At 28.6% G+C, this 16,873-nt stretch carries 10 protein-coding genes and 1 other annotated feature; of the genes, 1 reads left to right on the top strand and 9 read right to left on the bottom strand.

Annotated features, from left to right (window positions below; translation table 11 throughout):
- Nucleotides 1–47 precede the first annotated feature (47 nt).
- The 9 genes from cspC (TEGL_RS06620) to TEGL_RS06580 form a co-directional block, all read right to left on the bottom strand.
- Nucleotides 48–1,721, bottom strand: coding sequence for a bile acid germinant receptor pseudoprotease CspC (gene cspC, locus TEGL_RS06620; protein WP_018589415.1), 1,674 nt, complete (start codon nt 1,719–1,721; stop codon nt 48–50).
- Nucleotides 1,722–1,732: 11 nt separating this feature from the next.
- A complete protein-coding gene (locus tag TEGL_RS06615; protein ID WP_018589414.1) occupies nt 1,733–3,862 on the bottom strand; it encodes a S8 family peptidase in 2,130 nt (709 codons plus the stop codon).
- Between the two features lie 312 nt (nt 3,863–4,174).
- A complete protein-coding gene (locus TEGL_RS06610; RefSeq protein WP_018589413.1) occupies nt 4,175–6,280 on the bottom strand; it encodes a S8 family peptidase in 2,106 nt (701 codons plus the stop codon).
- Between the two features lie 88 nt (nt 6,281–6,368).
- Nucleotides 6,369–7,766 carry an asparagine--tRNA ligase gene (gene asnS, locus TEGL_RS06605; RefSeq protein WP_018589412.1) on the bottom strand — a complete coding sequence of 466 codons (1,398 nt, stop codon included), beginning with the start codon at nt 7,764–7,766 and terminating at the stop codon, nt 6,369–6,371.
- A gap of 191 nt (nt 7,767–7,957) precedes the next feature.
- Nucleotides 7,958–8,204 (bottom strand) — a binding site (T-box leader).
- A 171-nt stretch (nt 8,205–8,375) separates the two neighbouring features.
- Nucleotides 8,376–8,591, bottom strand: a complete 216-nt coding sequence (locus tag TEGL_RS06600) for a CDIF630_02480 family spore surface protein (RefSeq protein ID WP_018589411.1) — start codon at nt 8,589–8,591, stop codon at nt 8,376–8,378.
- Between the two features lie 112 nt (nt 8,592–8,703).
- A complete protein-coding gene (gene cspC / locus TEGL_RS06595; protein ID WP_278244862.1) occupies nt 8,704–10,386 on the bottom strand; it encodes a bile acid germinant receptor pseudoprotease CspC in 1,683 nt (560 codons plus the stop codon).
- A gap of 38 nt (nt 10,387–10,424) precedes the next feature.
- On the bottom strand, nt 10,425–13,733 hold the full coding sequence (gene cspBA / locus TEGL_RS06590) for a bifunctional germination protease/germinant receptor pseudoprotease CspBA (RefSeq protein WP_026255000.1): 3,309 nt from the start codon (nt 13,731–13,733) through the stop codon (nt 10,425–10,427).
- 117 nt (nt 13,734–13,850) lie between these two features.
- On the bottom strand, nt 13,851–14,060 hold the full coding sequence (locus TEGL_RS06585) for a hypothetical protein (protein WP_018589408.1): 210 nt from the start codon (nt 14,058–14,060) through the stop codon (nt 13,851–13,853).
- A gap of 66 nt (nt 14,061–14,126) precedes the next feature.
- Nucleotides 14,127–15,455, bottom strand: coding sequence for a hypothetical protein (locus TEGL_RS06580; protein ID WP_018589407.1), 1,329 nt, complete (start codon nt 15,453–15,455; stop codon nt 14,127–14,129).
- 348 nt (nt 15,456–15,803) lie between these two features.
- Here TEGL_RS06580 and TEGL_RS06575 point away from each other — a divergent pair, with 348 nt between their 5' ends.
- Nucleotides 15,804–16,853 carry a PTS transporter subunit IIC gene (locus TEGL_RS06575; RefSeq protein WP_018589406.1) on the top strand — a complete coding sequence of 350 codons (1,050 nt, stop codon included), beginning with the start codon at nt 15,804–15,806 and terminating at the stop codon, nt 16,851–16,853.
- Nucleotides 16,854–16,873 lie beyond the last annotated feature (20 nt).

Below are 16,873 nucleotides of genomic sequence, written 5' to 3'. Positions count from 1 at the left end.
TTGATTTTCAAAATTAAAAATTATTTATATTAGATAAAGTAATTAAATTATAGAAGATTTGCAATAGCTTCTATTGTACTCTTTAAATCTAAATTTCCATAACCATATGATTCATTTGGATAAATGTATATATCTTGTTTATCTGCACCTAACATTAAAAAAGTTTTTAAAACTTTTGTAGTCAGACGACTTTTCTCAAATTCACCTTGTTCTCCTACATATTCCATAATTACAGCTAGTGCACCACATACTAGAGAACTACTAACGCCCGTTCCTGTAGATGTAGTGTAAGATTTATTTATAAATGTAGATATTAAATCTACACCAGGAGCTACTATATCTGGCTTTATTTGCCTTTGCTCTCCTGTAGAACCTTTAGAAGAGCCTACCCATAGACTAGAAGTTTTGCTGTCATAAGCTCCTACTGTGATTACATTTTCTCCAAAGCCAAATTTAGTTATTGTAAAAAATGAGTTCGGGTCTATAAATCTTGTATTATTTGAAATTAAATTTTTATTAGGAAGATAAATATGAAACTCCTTACTTATAGTAAATTCTGGGTATAATCTTAAAGTCCAAATACCTGGTTTAATATCATCTAAAAATATCTTTAATAACTGATTTCCAGTAAAAAAATAAGGGTATATTATTCTCATGGTATAGGTTGTATTTTCTAAGTTAAATTTTCCATAGTAAACATAATTGTCCGGAGCATAGGTTAATCTAAAACTTAACTCTCCTGATGGAGATATAATCATAGAGCCAATTTTATCTGGACCTATACCTAATACACTTATATCTAAGGATTTTTGTTCTCCAACTTGTATTTTTGTATCAAGATAAGGTTCATTATTAAAACTTCCTTTATAATGAATATCAGTATTTCCTTCATTTCCTGCACCTGATACAAGTATAATATTTGATCTACTTAAATCAATAAAAGTATCTAAGTGAGTAGTCAAATTTCCTGATGAAGTTTTAGACCCTACTGTTAAATTTATAATTATACTCTTGTTTTCTTTTTGTGCTACATTTAAAACATAGTTTATTGCAGCTAAAAAATCAGTATCAATATAATTTTTTATACCTAATTTAAATCTATCCTCGTATTCTCTAAGCTTTACAACTACTAATTCACTATTAACTGCTACCCCTGAATAATTAGAATTCAAATTTCCTCTTCCGCTACATATTCCTGCTGCAATGGTCCCTGTACCTACATCATCTTTTGTCAAAGTATCATTATTTTCTTTAATCGCATTATTTATGTCTTCTCTTGTAAATTCACTTCCAAATATTGCTCCCTTTGGAGGTGGCTTTTTATTGCTACTTTGATCCCATATAGATACTATTTTGCTAGTTCTATCATTATTTATAAAGTCAGGATGAAGATACTCTATACCGGAATCTATTATTGCTATTAGTATGCCTTTTCCGCTAGATGTAATATAAGGATTTGTATAAATGTAATTTATTCCCGAAGCTTCTCGTACTGTTTCTCCAATATCTAATCTATTAGTTATATTTATAAGTGAGCTCATTTCTTCTTCTCTTGTATAATAAGAAACTTGTGGAATAGCAGCTAGTATATTTTCGTCAAATAGATCATCTTCATATACTACTGCCAGCCTATTATTTAATATCATAAAGTTAGTTATATTATTTCTAGTTAGCCCATCAGCTATATTCCCGGAATATATAATAGTATAAGATTTACTCATGTATTTTTCACCTACCTCAACTGGTAAAATGCACCTTTTATATTTAAAAAACCATAACCTAAATTATTATTAGGATATGATATATTATCAAATCTTGTAGCTCCAGCCCTTAAATATGTTCTTATTTTTTGAACATATGCTAGTCTAGGATAATTTTCGTTTACAAAATTATTTTGTAATAAATACGCTATACAACCTGATGTATAAGCTGCTGCTGGTGCAGTTCCTGTAACAGTTGCATATCCACCTCCTGGATATGATGCAATTATATTTACTCCTGGTGCTACAATATCTGGCTTCAATTGATTATCTATAGTATTACCTCTAGAAGATGATGGCCATATACTATTATCAATAGTATTATAGGCACCTACAGTAATATTATCATTATATGTGGCAGGATAATTTATAGTCTTATTTGGATCTGAGTTAGTAAATTTTGTACCTGGTTTCAAAGATGCACGGTTTGATAAGTATGCATTATATTCTCCATCTATGATATATGTTCCTGTTAATATTATTTTCCAAATACCCTTTGGTACATTAGTTAGTTTAATTATAACTTGTTGTTGGCCAGAAAATAATGTAGGAAATCTATATGTGATTGAATAAATTGTAGCTTCTAAGTCCAATATTCCAACTATTGTATTAACAATAGATACATCTACATCTCTAGTTAATTCACCACTAGGTGATAATAACGCTACTCTTGCTATATCTGGTTTGTTAAGCCATATCTCAATATTAATACTTTCTTCAAAATCACTAACTTCTAATTCTATAGATTTTACATCATTTTTGTATAATAACCTTCCACTATTATGAGTATCAGTATTTCCTTCATTTCCTGCTGCATTTACTAAGGAAACTCCTTTTTCATAAAAAGTTAAATCTGTTAAATCTCTTTGTGATACTCCCACAAGGCTATTACTTCCAAATCCAAAAGTAACTACAACTGGCTTTTGAAGTTCTTTAGCTTTTTGCTTAATATAATCAAATCCTGCAGTTACCATTGCATTATTATAATTTCCGTCAACTTTTCCCATTTTTACTATTATTAGCTCTGCACCTTCAGCCACACCTACATAATTTTTATTTACTTTTCCCATTCCAGCACATATTCCTGCCAACATTGTTCCACTTCCCTCATCATCAACTGATAATGACTTGTCATTATTTAGTATTGCATTATTTATATCTTCTTTTGTGTACTCGCTGCCGATATAGAATCCTTGCGGAGGTTTTCCATCTTTACTTTGATCCCATAATGATTCAATCTTTGTTGTATTGTCATCATATATAAAATCTGGATGTAAATAATCTATTCCTGTGTCAATTAAACCAATTAATACTCCTTTTCCATTTAAAGATAAGTTTGGATTATTTTTAAAAAAATTCACTCCTATTTCTTCATTTGCGTTAACACCATTTGTAGTTCCCTTTGAAATAATGGAAAGGGAGTTGTATATTGCAAGATTTAGAGTTACATCTATACTACTAATAGATAGTACTTTTTTAAACGTCTCTACTGAATTGATATCTTGATGATTAACGTATGCAAATAATACTCCTAATCTATCACTTATTTTTAAAAACTCATAATTAGGAGCTATTTCTTTTAACTCTTCTTCGAAACCTGGTTTATATAAAATAACAAAGTCAGCCTTAGTATTAAAATACGATGGCAATTGTCTCTTTAATTTCATAGACAATTGTCTATTTAGTTTCATAAATTTTTTAAAATCATAAAATTCACTGGAGTAATTAATATACAAATTAATTATTCCTCTTATTTTTTCCTTAAATTCAAATAAAAGTTTCCATTTACCTTCACATATATATTTTTTTTCATCATCTACTGATAATGTAATTTTTATTTTCTTAATGTAACTATTTTCCTTAAATATATAAGTCTCTCCTTTTATTTTCACATTATCTATTTTATTTTTTACAATAGGTATATAATTCGAAATAAATTTAGATCTTTTGTTATTTGGGTTTATAATACATACTTGAAAGTCTTCATTAAAATCTGCATAAATGTGAATATCAACTTTCCTTTCTTCTTGTGAAACTTGAAAGGAAATAGTTTTATTTGAATCAGCATCAAAACTAATACTTATATTTTTAATATTAATCACCTCCTGTATAAGGCTATATTAATATATATACAAAAAAAGAACTTATTATAATTAAATTATAATAGGTCCTTATATTTTTTATTTTAATTTAGAATTCAAAGTTTTTAGGAGTTCTTTAGCGTGTTATAATGTCTCTTATATTTGATATTCATATTAAATCCAATGATTTTATAACTAATAACTCCTTAGGTCTAGCTGTTTTCTTTCTTCATTTCCTAAACCTTATATAAATATAAAATTGTGAGTATCTAAATCAATAAAAATATCTAGGTAGGTAATTAAATTTGTAATTATACTCCTATAACTTTTCACCTACCTCAATTGGTAAAATGCTCCTCTTATATTTAAAAAACCATAGCCTAAATTATTATTAGGATATGATATATTATCAAGTCTTGTAGCCCCAGCTCTTAAATATGTCCTTACTTCTTGAACGAATCCTAATCTAGGATAATTTTCATTTACAAAATTGTGTTGCAATAAATACGCTATACAACCTGATGTATAAGCTGCCGCTGGTGCAGTTCCTGTTACAGTTGCATATCCACCTCCTGGATATGGGGCAATTATATTTACTCCTGGTGCTACAATATCTGGTTTAAGAATATTACTTATAGTGTTGCCTCTAGATGATGATGGCCATATACTATTGTCAATAGTATTATAGGCACCTACAGTAATATTGTCGTTGTATGTAGCAGGATAATTTATAGTTTTATTTGGGTCTGAGTTAGTAAATTTTGTACCTGGTTTCAATGTCGCTCGATTTGGCAAATAAGCATTATATTCGCCATCTATTATATATTGTCCAGTTAATATTATTTTCCAGATACCCTTTGGTACATTAGTTAATTTAATTATAACTTGTTGTTGTCCAGAAAATAAAGTAGGAAATATATATGTGATTGAATAAATTGTAGCTTCTAAGTCCAAAATTCCAACTATTGTACTATATATAGATACATCTACATCTCTAGTTAATTCACCACTAGGTGATAATACAGCTACTCTTGCTATATCTGGTTTATTAAGCCATATATCAATATTAATACTTTCTTCAAAATTACTAACTTCTAATTCTATGGTTTTTACATCATTTTTATATAATAACCTTCCACTATTATGAGTATCTGTATTTCCTTCATTGCCCGCTGCATTTACTAAAGAAACTCCTTTTTCATAAAAAGTTAAATCACTTAAATCTCTATCCGATACTCCCGCAAGGCTATTATTTCCGAATCCAAAATTAACTGCAACTGGCCTTTGAAGTTCTCTGGCTTTTTTCTTAACATACTCAAATCCTGCAGTTACCATTGCATTATTATAATTTCCATTAAATTTTCCCATTTTTACTATTATTAACTCTGCGTCTTCAGCTACACCTACATAATTTTCATTTACTTTTCCCATTCCAGCGCATATTCCTGCTAACATTGTTCCACTACCCTCATCATCAATTGATAATGAATTGTCATTATTTAGTATTGCATTATTTATATCATCTTTAGTATATTCACTGCCAATGTAAAACCCTTGTGGAGGTTTACCATCTTTACTTTGATCCCATAATGATACAATTTTTGTCGTGTTATCATCGTATATAAAATCTGGATGTAAATAATCTATCCCTGTATCAATTAAACCAATTAGTACTCCTTTTCCACTTAAAGATAAGTTTGGATTTTTTTTAAAAAAATTTACTCCTATTTCTTCATTTGCATTAACACCATTTGTGGTTCCTTGTGTAATAATTGAAAGTGAGTTTGGGCTTACAAGGCTTAAAATTCTATCTATACTATTAATAGATAATACATTTCTTAACGTTTCTACTGAATTTATATCTTGATGATTAACATATGCAGATAGCACACCTAAGTCATCACTTATTTTTAAAAAATCGTAATTAGGAGCTATTTCTTTTAAACCTTCTTCAAAACCTGGTTTATATAAAATAACATAGTTATTCGTAGTATTAAAATACGATGGCAACTGTCTATTTAACTTCATAAGCTTTTTTAAATCATAAAAATAATTAGAAGAATTAACATAAACATTAATTGTTCCTCTTACTTTATCCTTAGGTATAAATAAAAGTTTCCATTTACCTTCACATATATTTTCTTTTTCATCATTTGCTACTAATGTAATTCTTATTTTCTTATGGTAACTATTTTCATTAAATATATATGTCTCTCCCTTTATTTTAATATTATCTATTTTATTTTTTATAATTGGCATATCATTTGAAATAAATTTAGATCTTTTATTATTTGGGTTTATAATACATACTTGAAAATCTTCATTAAAATCTGTGTAAATGTGAATATCAACTTTTCTTTCTTCTTGTGAAACTTGAAAGAAAATAGTTTTATTTGAATCATCATCAAAATTAATACTTATCTTTTTTATATTAATCACCTCCTGTAAAAGGCTATATTAATATATATACAAAAAAAGAACTTATTATAATTAAATTATAATAAGTTCTTATATTTTATTATTTTAATTAGAACTCGCAGTTTTTAGGAGTTCTAGGGAATGGTATAACGTCTCTTATGTTTGATACACCTGTTAAGTACATTATCATTCTTTCAAATCCTAAACCAAATCCTGAGTGAGTAGCAGTACCGAATTTTCTAAGTTCTAAGTACCACCAGTAATCTTCTCTATTTAATTCGAATTCATCGATTCTTTCTAATAATACATCGTGTCTTTCTTCTCTTTGAGATCCTCCGATGATTTCTCCAACACCTGGAACTAATAAGTCCATAGCTCTAACTGTTTTTCCATCTTCGTTTAATCTCATGTAGAATGCTTTTATATCTTTTGGATAGTCAGTTACAAATACTGGAGCTTTATATATTTGTTCTGTAATATATCTTTCATGCTCAGTTTGTAAATCTATTCCCCACTCTACTGGGTATTCAAATTTTTCTCCACATTCAAGTAATAATTCTACTGCTTTAGTATAAGTTATTCTTATGAAATCAGAGCTTACTATATTTTTTAATCTTTCTAATAATCCTTTGTCTACAAATGCATTAAAGAATTCCATTTCTTCTGGACAATGCTCTAATACATAATTTATTATGTATTTTACCATATCTTCAGCAAGTTCCATATTATCTTCTAAATCAGCAAAAGCTATTTCTGGTTCTATCATCCAGAATTCTGAAGCATGTCTCCCTGTATAAGAGTTTTCTGCTCTGAAAGTTGGTCCAAATGTATAAACATTTCTAAATGCAAGTGCCATTATTTCTGCGTTTAATTGTCCTGAAACTGTTAAGTTAGCTTCTTTTCCAAAGAAATCTTCAGAGTAATCTATTTTTCCTTCTTCAGTTTTAGGAACATTATCTAAGTCTAGAGTTGTTATTCTAAACATTTCTCCTGCACCTTCACAGTCACTACCTGTTATTATTGGAGAGTGAGAATATACAAAGTTTCTTTCTTGGAAGAATTTATGTACAGCATAAGCTGCCACACTTCTTACTCTAAATACAGCTGAGAACATATTACTTCTTGGTCTTAAGTGAGCAATTGTTCTTAGGTATTCTACCGTATGTCTTTTCTTTTGTAGAGGATATGAATTATCTGATTCCCCTTCTAGTACTATTTTCGTTGCATGTATTTCAACAGGTTGTTTAGCTCCTTCTGTAGCTACTAATTTACCTTCAACTAATACAGAAGAACTTATTGGTAACTTTCCTATTTCTTTAAAGTTTTCTAATTTATCATCTAAAACAACTTGCATATTTTTGAAGAAAGAACCATCATTTAGTTCTATAAATCCAAAGTTTTTTGATATTCTAGATGTTCTTATCCATCCAGCTATTTTTACATCTTTTTCTATATATTGTTCTTTATCTCTGTAAAGATCTTTTATTTCTATAAAATTTTTTTGCATAATTTTACCTCCTACTTAAGTATTTTATCTATTTTATTTAAAAATATTCTTTATTAATATTATACATTAATTGAAATAAGAAAATATTGTTTAAAAAGCTAATTTTTTATTTTTATTGCCTTAATTTTACCGATTTATACAGTTTTAATTAAATACAATAATTAAAATAAAAAAAGCCTTTCATCCTAAATACTTAGGACGAAAGACTATACTTCCGCGGTACCACCTAATTTAACTTTAATCAAGTTCAACTCTATTAATGTACTATTATACATCACCAATATGATAACGGTTTGGTTCCGACTAAATCTACTCTCTTAAAAGATTTCTCTTAGTAGCTCGAGGATGTTTTTCACTATATAATCTGTACTGGACTCCCACCATAACCAGCTCGCTTCAACTTCAAAATATAACTACTCTTCCCTTCATAGCATTTATTTTAGTTTATTAATTTTAGTAATTTAAATAATATATCAATTAATAGGTAATGTCAATATGTATTTTTTAAATATTATTTATTATATTTTATATATAAAGTTACATTTACACTAATGCTTAATTTTAGTAAATTAAAATAGGGAGCTGAACTCCCTATTTTAATTTAGTATTTTAAGTTCTACTTCCATTATCTACCCAATCTTTTGCTTCTATTACACTTTCTAAAGAAGGGATGGAAACCTTACTATCTGGATACTCCTCATTTTTATCTAGTATCGCTGCTGTATAAGCATTATTCACTGGAGTAGTTGAGTATAATCTGTCATTGTCTTTTCCACTAAGTTGTCTGCTAACTCCATGATTTACATTGTCTTTTTTTGTATTCAAGTTATGCCTCCTTATAAATAATAATTATTATTTGTCCTCCTTTATCACCTTTTTATTATTTTTCACTAAATTTCTATAATAATTCATATTTAATTTTATTTTTATAACAAATTTAATCAATATTTTTAGCAATTTTTATTAATGTATTTTGATAATTTAATAGACCATAACCTTGCGATATGTTTGGGTAAATATACAGACTATTTTGGGTCGCCCCAATCATTAAATATGTTTTTAGCGGCTCATTGTAAAGAGAATATCTTGGTAAATGAGTTTGTTTTAAAATATACTCCATTATTAATGCTAAAATTCCACAAACTATAGAAGAACTTATTCCACTCCCTGTTCCTGTGTTATAGGTGTTATTAAGAAAAGTAGAAATAACATCTACACCAGAAGCTACAATATCAGGTTTTATTTGTCTTTCACCGTGAGGTCCTTTAGATGACCCAAGCCACATAGAATTTGTTTTTTCATTATAAACTCCTACCGTTATTGCATATTTCAAAAGACCAAATCTAGTAATAGTATAAGACGAATCCCCATCTAAAAATCTTGTTGTTGGAGATATGATATTTCTATTTGGTATATATAAATTATAATTACCATTTATAATATACTCTGGAATAATTCTAATAGTCCAAATACCTGGTTTAATATCTCTTAATTTAATTTTTATAACAGTACCACCTGATAGCAACCAAGGTAAAATATATTCTATAGAATAATCTGTATTTTCTAAATTGAAACTACCATTAATTTTATAATTATCAGGAACATATTCAGATAACTGACTAATTTCACCAGATGGTGATATTATAGCTACTTTAATTTTATCTGGTCCAAGAAAATTTATAGTAATATCAATATTTGTACCATCTCCTTCTTGTAATATCACATCTTGATAATCGTTTTTATTAAATGATGTACCTTTACTAAATTTTCCAGAATAATGTATATCTGTATTTCCTTCATTTCCTGCACCACTTACAATTACTATTCCTGATTGAGATAACTCTGTAAAAGTATTAAGAATTGATAAATTATATAATGATGTTGATGTCGCACCAATGGAAAAGTTAATTATTAAAGGCTTATTTAATTTTTTCGATACAGAAATTACATAAGAAATGGCTGCAAAAAAATCTGAACTCTCATAATTTATTCTTTCTTTACTATAGGTGTCTTTATATTCCCTTAATTTAACTACTATTAACTCCGCATTTGGAGCAATTCCTTTATAAGATTCTTTTATTTTTCCTCCAGAAGCAACAATTCCTGCCGCAATAGTCCCCGTACCAATTTCATCTGTACATAAATCTCCATTGCTATTTTTTATTGCCTGGTTTATTTCTTCATTTGAGTATTCTGAGCCAAAAGTCATAACACTCGGTGGTTTTGACTTATCACTTTCTTGATTCCATATGGATACTATTTTACTGGTTCCATCTTCTTTTATAAAGTCTGGGTGTAAGTAGTCTATTCCAGAATCTATTATGGCAACTAAAATACCCTCTCCTGTTAAATTTACATACGGAATATTAAAAGTACTTATACCAGAAGCAGTTAAAATATCTATTCCTTCTTTCAAATTATCTGTAATATCAATAAGTGTACTCATGGGTACAGATTCTTCCCACCAATCTATCACATCTATATTATCAAGTTTTTTCGCATCATAATCTTCAGGTGTGTAAATAACTCCAGATTGATTATTTAAAGGTATAAAATTATATATACCATTATCCTGTAAACTATTTTTAACTTCTTCTATTGGTAATTTATATAATATAATATATGAATTTTCCTTTATTCTAATTTTCCATTCACCTCCTATCTAAATTGTTCAAATGTACCTCTAACATTTAGTACTCCATACCCTGCTATATCATTTGGATATACTGTACCTTCATTTCTTCTTGCTCCTAATTGTAAAAATGCTTTAACATTAGGTATAAATCCTTGTTTCGGATATTTATTATCTACTATTGTATATTGATAAAATAAGGAACATGCACCACTTACATATGCTGCTGACGCTGCTGTTCCTGTCAATCTACCATAAGTATTATTTGGATATGGTCCAATAATATTTACTCCAGGAGCTATAATATTAGGGTTCAATTCATTTAGTATATTGGGACCCCTAGATGATGGTGGCCATATATTATTATTTTGTAAGTCGTAAGCTCCTACTGATACAAGATAGTCCTGTATAGCTGGAAAATTAACTGTATAAAATGGATCTGGATTAGAAAAATTTGTCCCCTCATTTAAAAAAACCTTATTTTCCATATAAATATTATATTTGCCACTTATTATAAATGCCCCTGTCAATCTTATTTTCCATGTACCTCTTGTTATATTATAAAAAATAATTTGAACTAATTGTTGACCAGAGAAAATAGTTGGATATACATAACTTATTATATATTTAGTATTTTCAAAATTAAACTCTCCATCTACTGATATATAATACCCTACAGAAATATCCTTACTTTCTTCTCCAGTTGGAGATATAATTTTTACATTTATTTCATCTGGTCTATCTACCCATATATAAACTTGCAAAAAAGGTTCAGTCTTTGTTACTTCAAATTCCACATCCTTACTTTCTCCCGCGTTATTAATACTTCCAGTAGTATGAGTTTGAGTATTAGCTTCATTTCCAACTGCTCCTACTTCACAGTATCCTTTTAATAAATTTAGCTCAGTTTCTGCAAATCCACTTATATATCCAGCCTGTAAAATATTACCTACAGAATCAGTCATTATTATAGGTTTTTTAAGCTCTTTTGATTTAGATATTGCATATTGTCTTGCTATATAAAAATAAGCATTATTAGTATAACCTTCTTCTATTTTTAATTTTACTATTACTAGCTCTGCCTGTGGTGCCACACCTTCATATTCTTTTTTTACTCTGCCAAGACCTGCACATATTCCGCTAATCAATGTTCCACTACCTGTTTCATCTTCTGTTAAAGTATCATCATTTGCAGCTATAGCTTTATTAATATCTTCTTTTGTATATTCTGTTCCTATATAAAATCCCTTAGGATGGTTACCTTCTTTTGTCTGATCCCATAAATAAGCTATTTTACTAGTTCCATCTTCATAGATAAAATCCTCATGTAAATAGTCTATACCAGAATCTGCTATACAAATAAGTACGCCTTTTCCTGTTACATCCATATTAGGATTATTTTTTATAAAATTAACACCTATTTCTTCATTTGCATTTATTCCTCCAGTTTCTCCCGGATATGGTTTACCTAATGGCTCCATACTTACTAAATTTGTTGGCCTAACAGTAACATCTGATCCAAATAATTCTAATAAGACGTCTTCGCTACTGTTTTTAGTATTTAAAATACCTGTATTTTCCGATAGTCTTGTGAAATCATTTTCTAATCCTATACCTTTTAATTCCTCTAAAAATCCTTCTCTTATGATAACAAAAACATTTTCGGTAGTATTATTCTTTCTAATATTAATATCATTAATATACTTACTAGTTCTAAATAAACCATCTATTTCATTACTTCCATAAGATCTTAATATAATATTTCTCATGTCTAAAAATCCATAACCTAGTTCATTTGATGGGTAATACTGTCCTTCTATTCTTCTTGCACTATCTAGTAAAAGAGCTTTGGATCGTTGAGAGTACAAAAACAAATCATTTCTTTTAACTATCCCCCACTCCATTAACAAGGCACACACTCCTGTTACATGTGGTGTTGCCATACTTGTTCCTGTAAGAGCTCCTGTTGTTCCCCCTGGTAAAAATGATAAAATATTTTCACCAGGAGCCAATATATCTGGTTTATAAATTCCTAAACTTACATCTCCTCTTCCCGAAAAAACTGATACTGTATCTGTTCTTGAGTCAAAACTTCCTACTGTTATAACCCTAGTTGCTGTTCCTGGAACTGTCACTGTCAATATATTACTAGGTGAAAGAAATCTTGTATTTGGACTTATACCTTCTGATGTTGGCAAATATAAATCGATCTGTCCATTTACTATTTTTATTGGCTTAAATCTCAGTCTCCATATTCCCGAATTTATACCTTGTTCAAGCGACATAGCAGATAATCTTATGGTAACTCTTCTGGCAAGAGAATATGGTTCAATTGGATAGAAAACTCCTGTAACTATTGTATTCCCCAATGTGTTATTTAAATTAGGATTATCCATTGATAAAGCCTGAGATGATTGATTTGATGGATTTGTTACTGTTATTGAGAACTCATCCATAAAGTTAGGCCAAATATTTATATTAATAATCATTTCATTTTCACCAATAACAATTTCTACATCTTGATCTAAATTTTCTGTAAGTTGAATTCTTTTATGCCCTCCTTTATTGGCATTGTTACCTGCTGCAACTACTATATTGTTTTTCCAAAATAAACATTGATCATCAATATATTGTTCAAACAATGATAAACCTCTATGTGATCCTTCATTACTACCATAACTAATATTTATTGCTACCGGCCTCGTTAATTCAAGTGATTTGTCTAAAATAAATTTAATTGCTCTCATAAATTCTGTACTTTTAGAATAATAGTCTGTCTGTCTATTTCCAACCCTAACAAAAATTATATCCGCATCATTTGCAATACTTGCAGCTATTCCTGATACATGAGTCCCATGAGTTGCTGTTATTGATATGGGAATATTTTTTTCCCCATTAATAGCTTGATTTATATCTTCATTAGTATATAAAGAGCCTGATTTAAATCCCTCTGGCGGTGTTCCTTTAATAGATTGATCCCATAAATATAATATTTTTGACTTTCCACTAGCATCCCTAAAAATAGGAAGAGTATAATCAATGCCAGAGTCAATAATACCTAAAATTGTACCATTTCCAGATAGTCCTGTTCTATTTTTAAAACTTATTATACCTGTACTAGAAAAACTTTGTGCATCTTGTGTTTCTAATATAAATGGTTTCTCCACATACTCGATCTCACTATAATTTAATAACTCATCAAATTTATTAGGATTATCAGCTATTATTATTGCATAAGTAGGACTTAATATTTCAACATCTACTCCTAGTTCATCTTCTAGTTTTAATATATCACCATTATATTTAACAACTACTTCATAATCTATATTAATCACCTCCGTTATAAGCAAATAAAATTCTATATTAATTATATTAGTTATTCTGGACATTTATGATGGTTGAAGGTTTTAACTCATGAAAAAAGTCCCATATAAAATGGGACTTAAAATCTTTTACTTATGGGTATCTTCAATTTTTTTACTTAACCTACCCATCATATTTTTAGAAAAATTTGAGATTTCTTTTGGAACACATTTTGACTCAGCTAATAAGCAATATATCTCTAAAGCTCTTTTATAATCTCTTTTACCAGCATAAGCCTTATATGCTTCTTCTGCAAGATTTTTAGATATTTCATTAATTCTCTTAGCTCTTCTTTCCAATATAACTCTCTCCTAAATTATTCTTTTTATTAATATATATTAGAATATCTATATATTATGAATAAATTAAGTTTGACTCTTAGGCACTTCTCCTTCTTCATTATCACTTTCTTCCTCATCTTCTTCATCTTTTATAATAGTATCTTTTATACTCTCAATATTACTTGGCTTAGATGTTCCTTCTTCATTTCTTCCAACTACATAAATTTCATATGCTATCTCATTAATATCTTCATCTAAATCTATACTTATTATGATATTTGGATTTTTTAAAAAAGATTCTTGAGTTATAGATCTATATAATTCAAATTCTGAACCACCTTTTATATCATCTTTAACATAAATATCATAATTTGTAGCACCATTTAGAATATCCCAACTTAAAGCAATTTTAAGCTTATTATCTTCAATAATATACTTAGAAAATAAGTTTCTTATCATACTATTTTCTAAAGTTCCTTCTTTTACATTTATTGTTACTACTTCAATTCTCTTATTTTCTCCTTCCCCGCAACTTACAGTTATTTTTTCACTACCTTGTCTTATACCAACTATAGTTCCATCATCTTCAAAAGTTACTACCCTTTCCACAGGTAGCTTAGATTGAGAAAATTTATACGAAATTCTTGGTGGAGTTAAATTTTTAGGTTCTGTTATTACTCTAGGTTTTAATTTTATTGCTTCTCCTACTGTTATATCAAAACTACTATCTATTTCAATTCCTTTAACTCTAGCTACAATATTATATCTTATTGCTTCCACCTTATCCTTTGATTTTGCATATATGGTTGCTTTTCCTACTCCAACAGCTTTAATCTTATTATTAATCACTTGTAATACATTTTTATTGGAGCTTTCATAAGTTACACTATATGAGTTATTAAATTCTTTATAATCTACTTCCACAGAACTACTAATCTCTGCTTCATCACCAACATACTTTAATGTACCATCTACAGATACATTTAAATCCTCTATAGATGGATCTACTACTCTAATAGTTACCTTTTGCAATACTCGAGAGTTTTGCATAATTGCTACTGAAGTATAACCAGTTTTTAGGGCATTTAATATAACTGTATTTTTTTCTTTATTACTATTATCTTTAAGTTTTATTGTTTTTGTATTGTCTAAAATAGTAAATTTTATATCTGGATCTTTTGCATATCCAGGAATTTTAATATAATCTCCTGCTGATAATACTACGTCGTCACCAAGTTTAACCACATATTTATCTATATCTTGTATATACTCTCCTTCTATTATCTTAATATTTACACCTTTAATCATAGGAGGTATAGCTCCAGACTTAAAAATATAATATTGAACAAAAAATAGTAGAGGAAGAAGTACAACTATGAATATAATTTTTTTGTCTTTATCAACTTTTTTCATCTCCAACCTCCTTAAAATTAATGTTATTTAATCATACTAATATATACTAATGTAAAATTTTTGTTTACTATTATAATTATTTATAATAGATATAAATCCTTGTAATATTTATAATAAATATTATTTCAAAATAATTCAAATTATCTTATTAAATCTCATTATCTTTCATTTTTAATTTATTATAAATTATAACAATTATCTTCTTTTTCTTCTATAGTTCAATTATTATCATTATTATGATTTTTAAAACTAAATATTTTTATGTTAAATTATTAATAATATTTGTATATAAAAATAAAACTAATTATAATATTTGTAAAGATGATTATTGTTGAAAGGAGTTTTATAATGGGGAAAGATAGAAAAAGGCGAAGCCTAAAACAATTCGCTAAAGATAAAAATATAGAAATATCTGTACAAAGATATTTAATTGATGCCTTAAGCTATATGGCACTTGGACTTTTTGCTTCATTATTAATCGGTACTATTTTTAATACTTTAGGAGATAAGTTTGGAATAAGTTTATTTACAGATGTAATAAATCCACTAGCTAAACAAGTTACAGGACCTGCAATTGCTGTTGCTATTGCCTATGGACTTCAAGCACCTCCTTTAGTTATGTTTTCTTGCGCCTTAGTTGGAGCTTGCGGAAATGAGTTAGGAGGTCCTGTAGGCGCTTTTGTAGCCACTATATTTGCAGTTGAGTTTGGTAAAATTGTTTCTAAGGAAACAAAAATTGATATACTTATAACTCCAGCAGTTACTATTATAACTGGAGTTTTAGTTGCACAGTTTACTGGTCCTGCCGTATCTGCATTTATGACTACATTTGGAAATTTAATTATGAAAGCAACAGAAATGCAACCTGTATTTATGGGGGCTTTAGTTGCTGTATTAGTTGGAATAGCACTAACCTTGCCAATAAGCAGTGCTGCCATTTGTATAATGTTAGAACTTAGTGGACTAGCTGGTGGAGCTGCAACAGTTGGTTGTTGCTGCCAAATGGTTGGTTTTGCAGTAATGAGCTATAAAGAAAATGGAATGGGTGGCTTATTTGCTCAAGGAATAGGAACTTCCATGTTACAAATGTCAAATATAATAAAGAACTGGAAAATTTGGATACCTCCAACATTAGCATCAGCTATTATAGGTCCTTTATCTACTACAGTATTTAAAATGGAGAATATTCCAATAGGTTCTGGTATGGGTACTTGTGGCTTAGTTGGTCAGTTTGGTACTGTTAAGGCTATGGAAGCTGCAGGAAAAGGTGGTTCTCTGATGTGGATAGGAATTTTACTTCTTCATTTTATTTTACCAGCTATCATAACTCTTATTATCGCCAAGTTTATGAGAAGTAAAAATTTAATAAAACCTGGAGATTTAAAACTTGATATATAAAATTTGCTACATATCCGTGT

The sequence above is a fragment of the Terrisporobacter glycolicus ATCC 14880 = DSM 1288 genome (assembly GCF_036812735.1).
Taxonomy (GTDB): domain Bacteria; phylum Bacillota; class Clostridia; order Peptostreptococcales; family Peptostreptococcaceae; genus Terrisporobacter; species Terrisporobacter glycolicus.
Note: the sequence above shows the minus strand (reverse complement) of the source record. Positions and strands in the feature narration are given on the sequence as shown.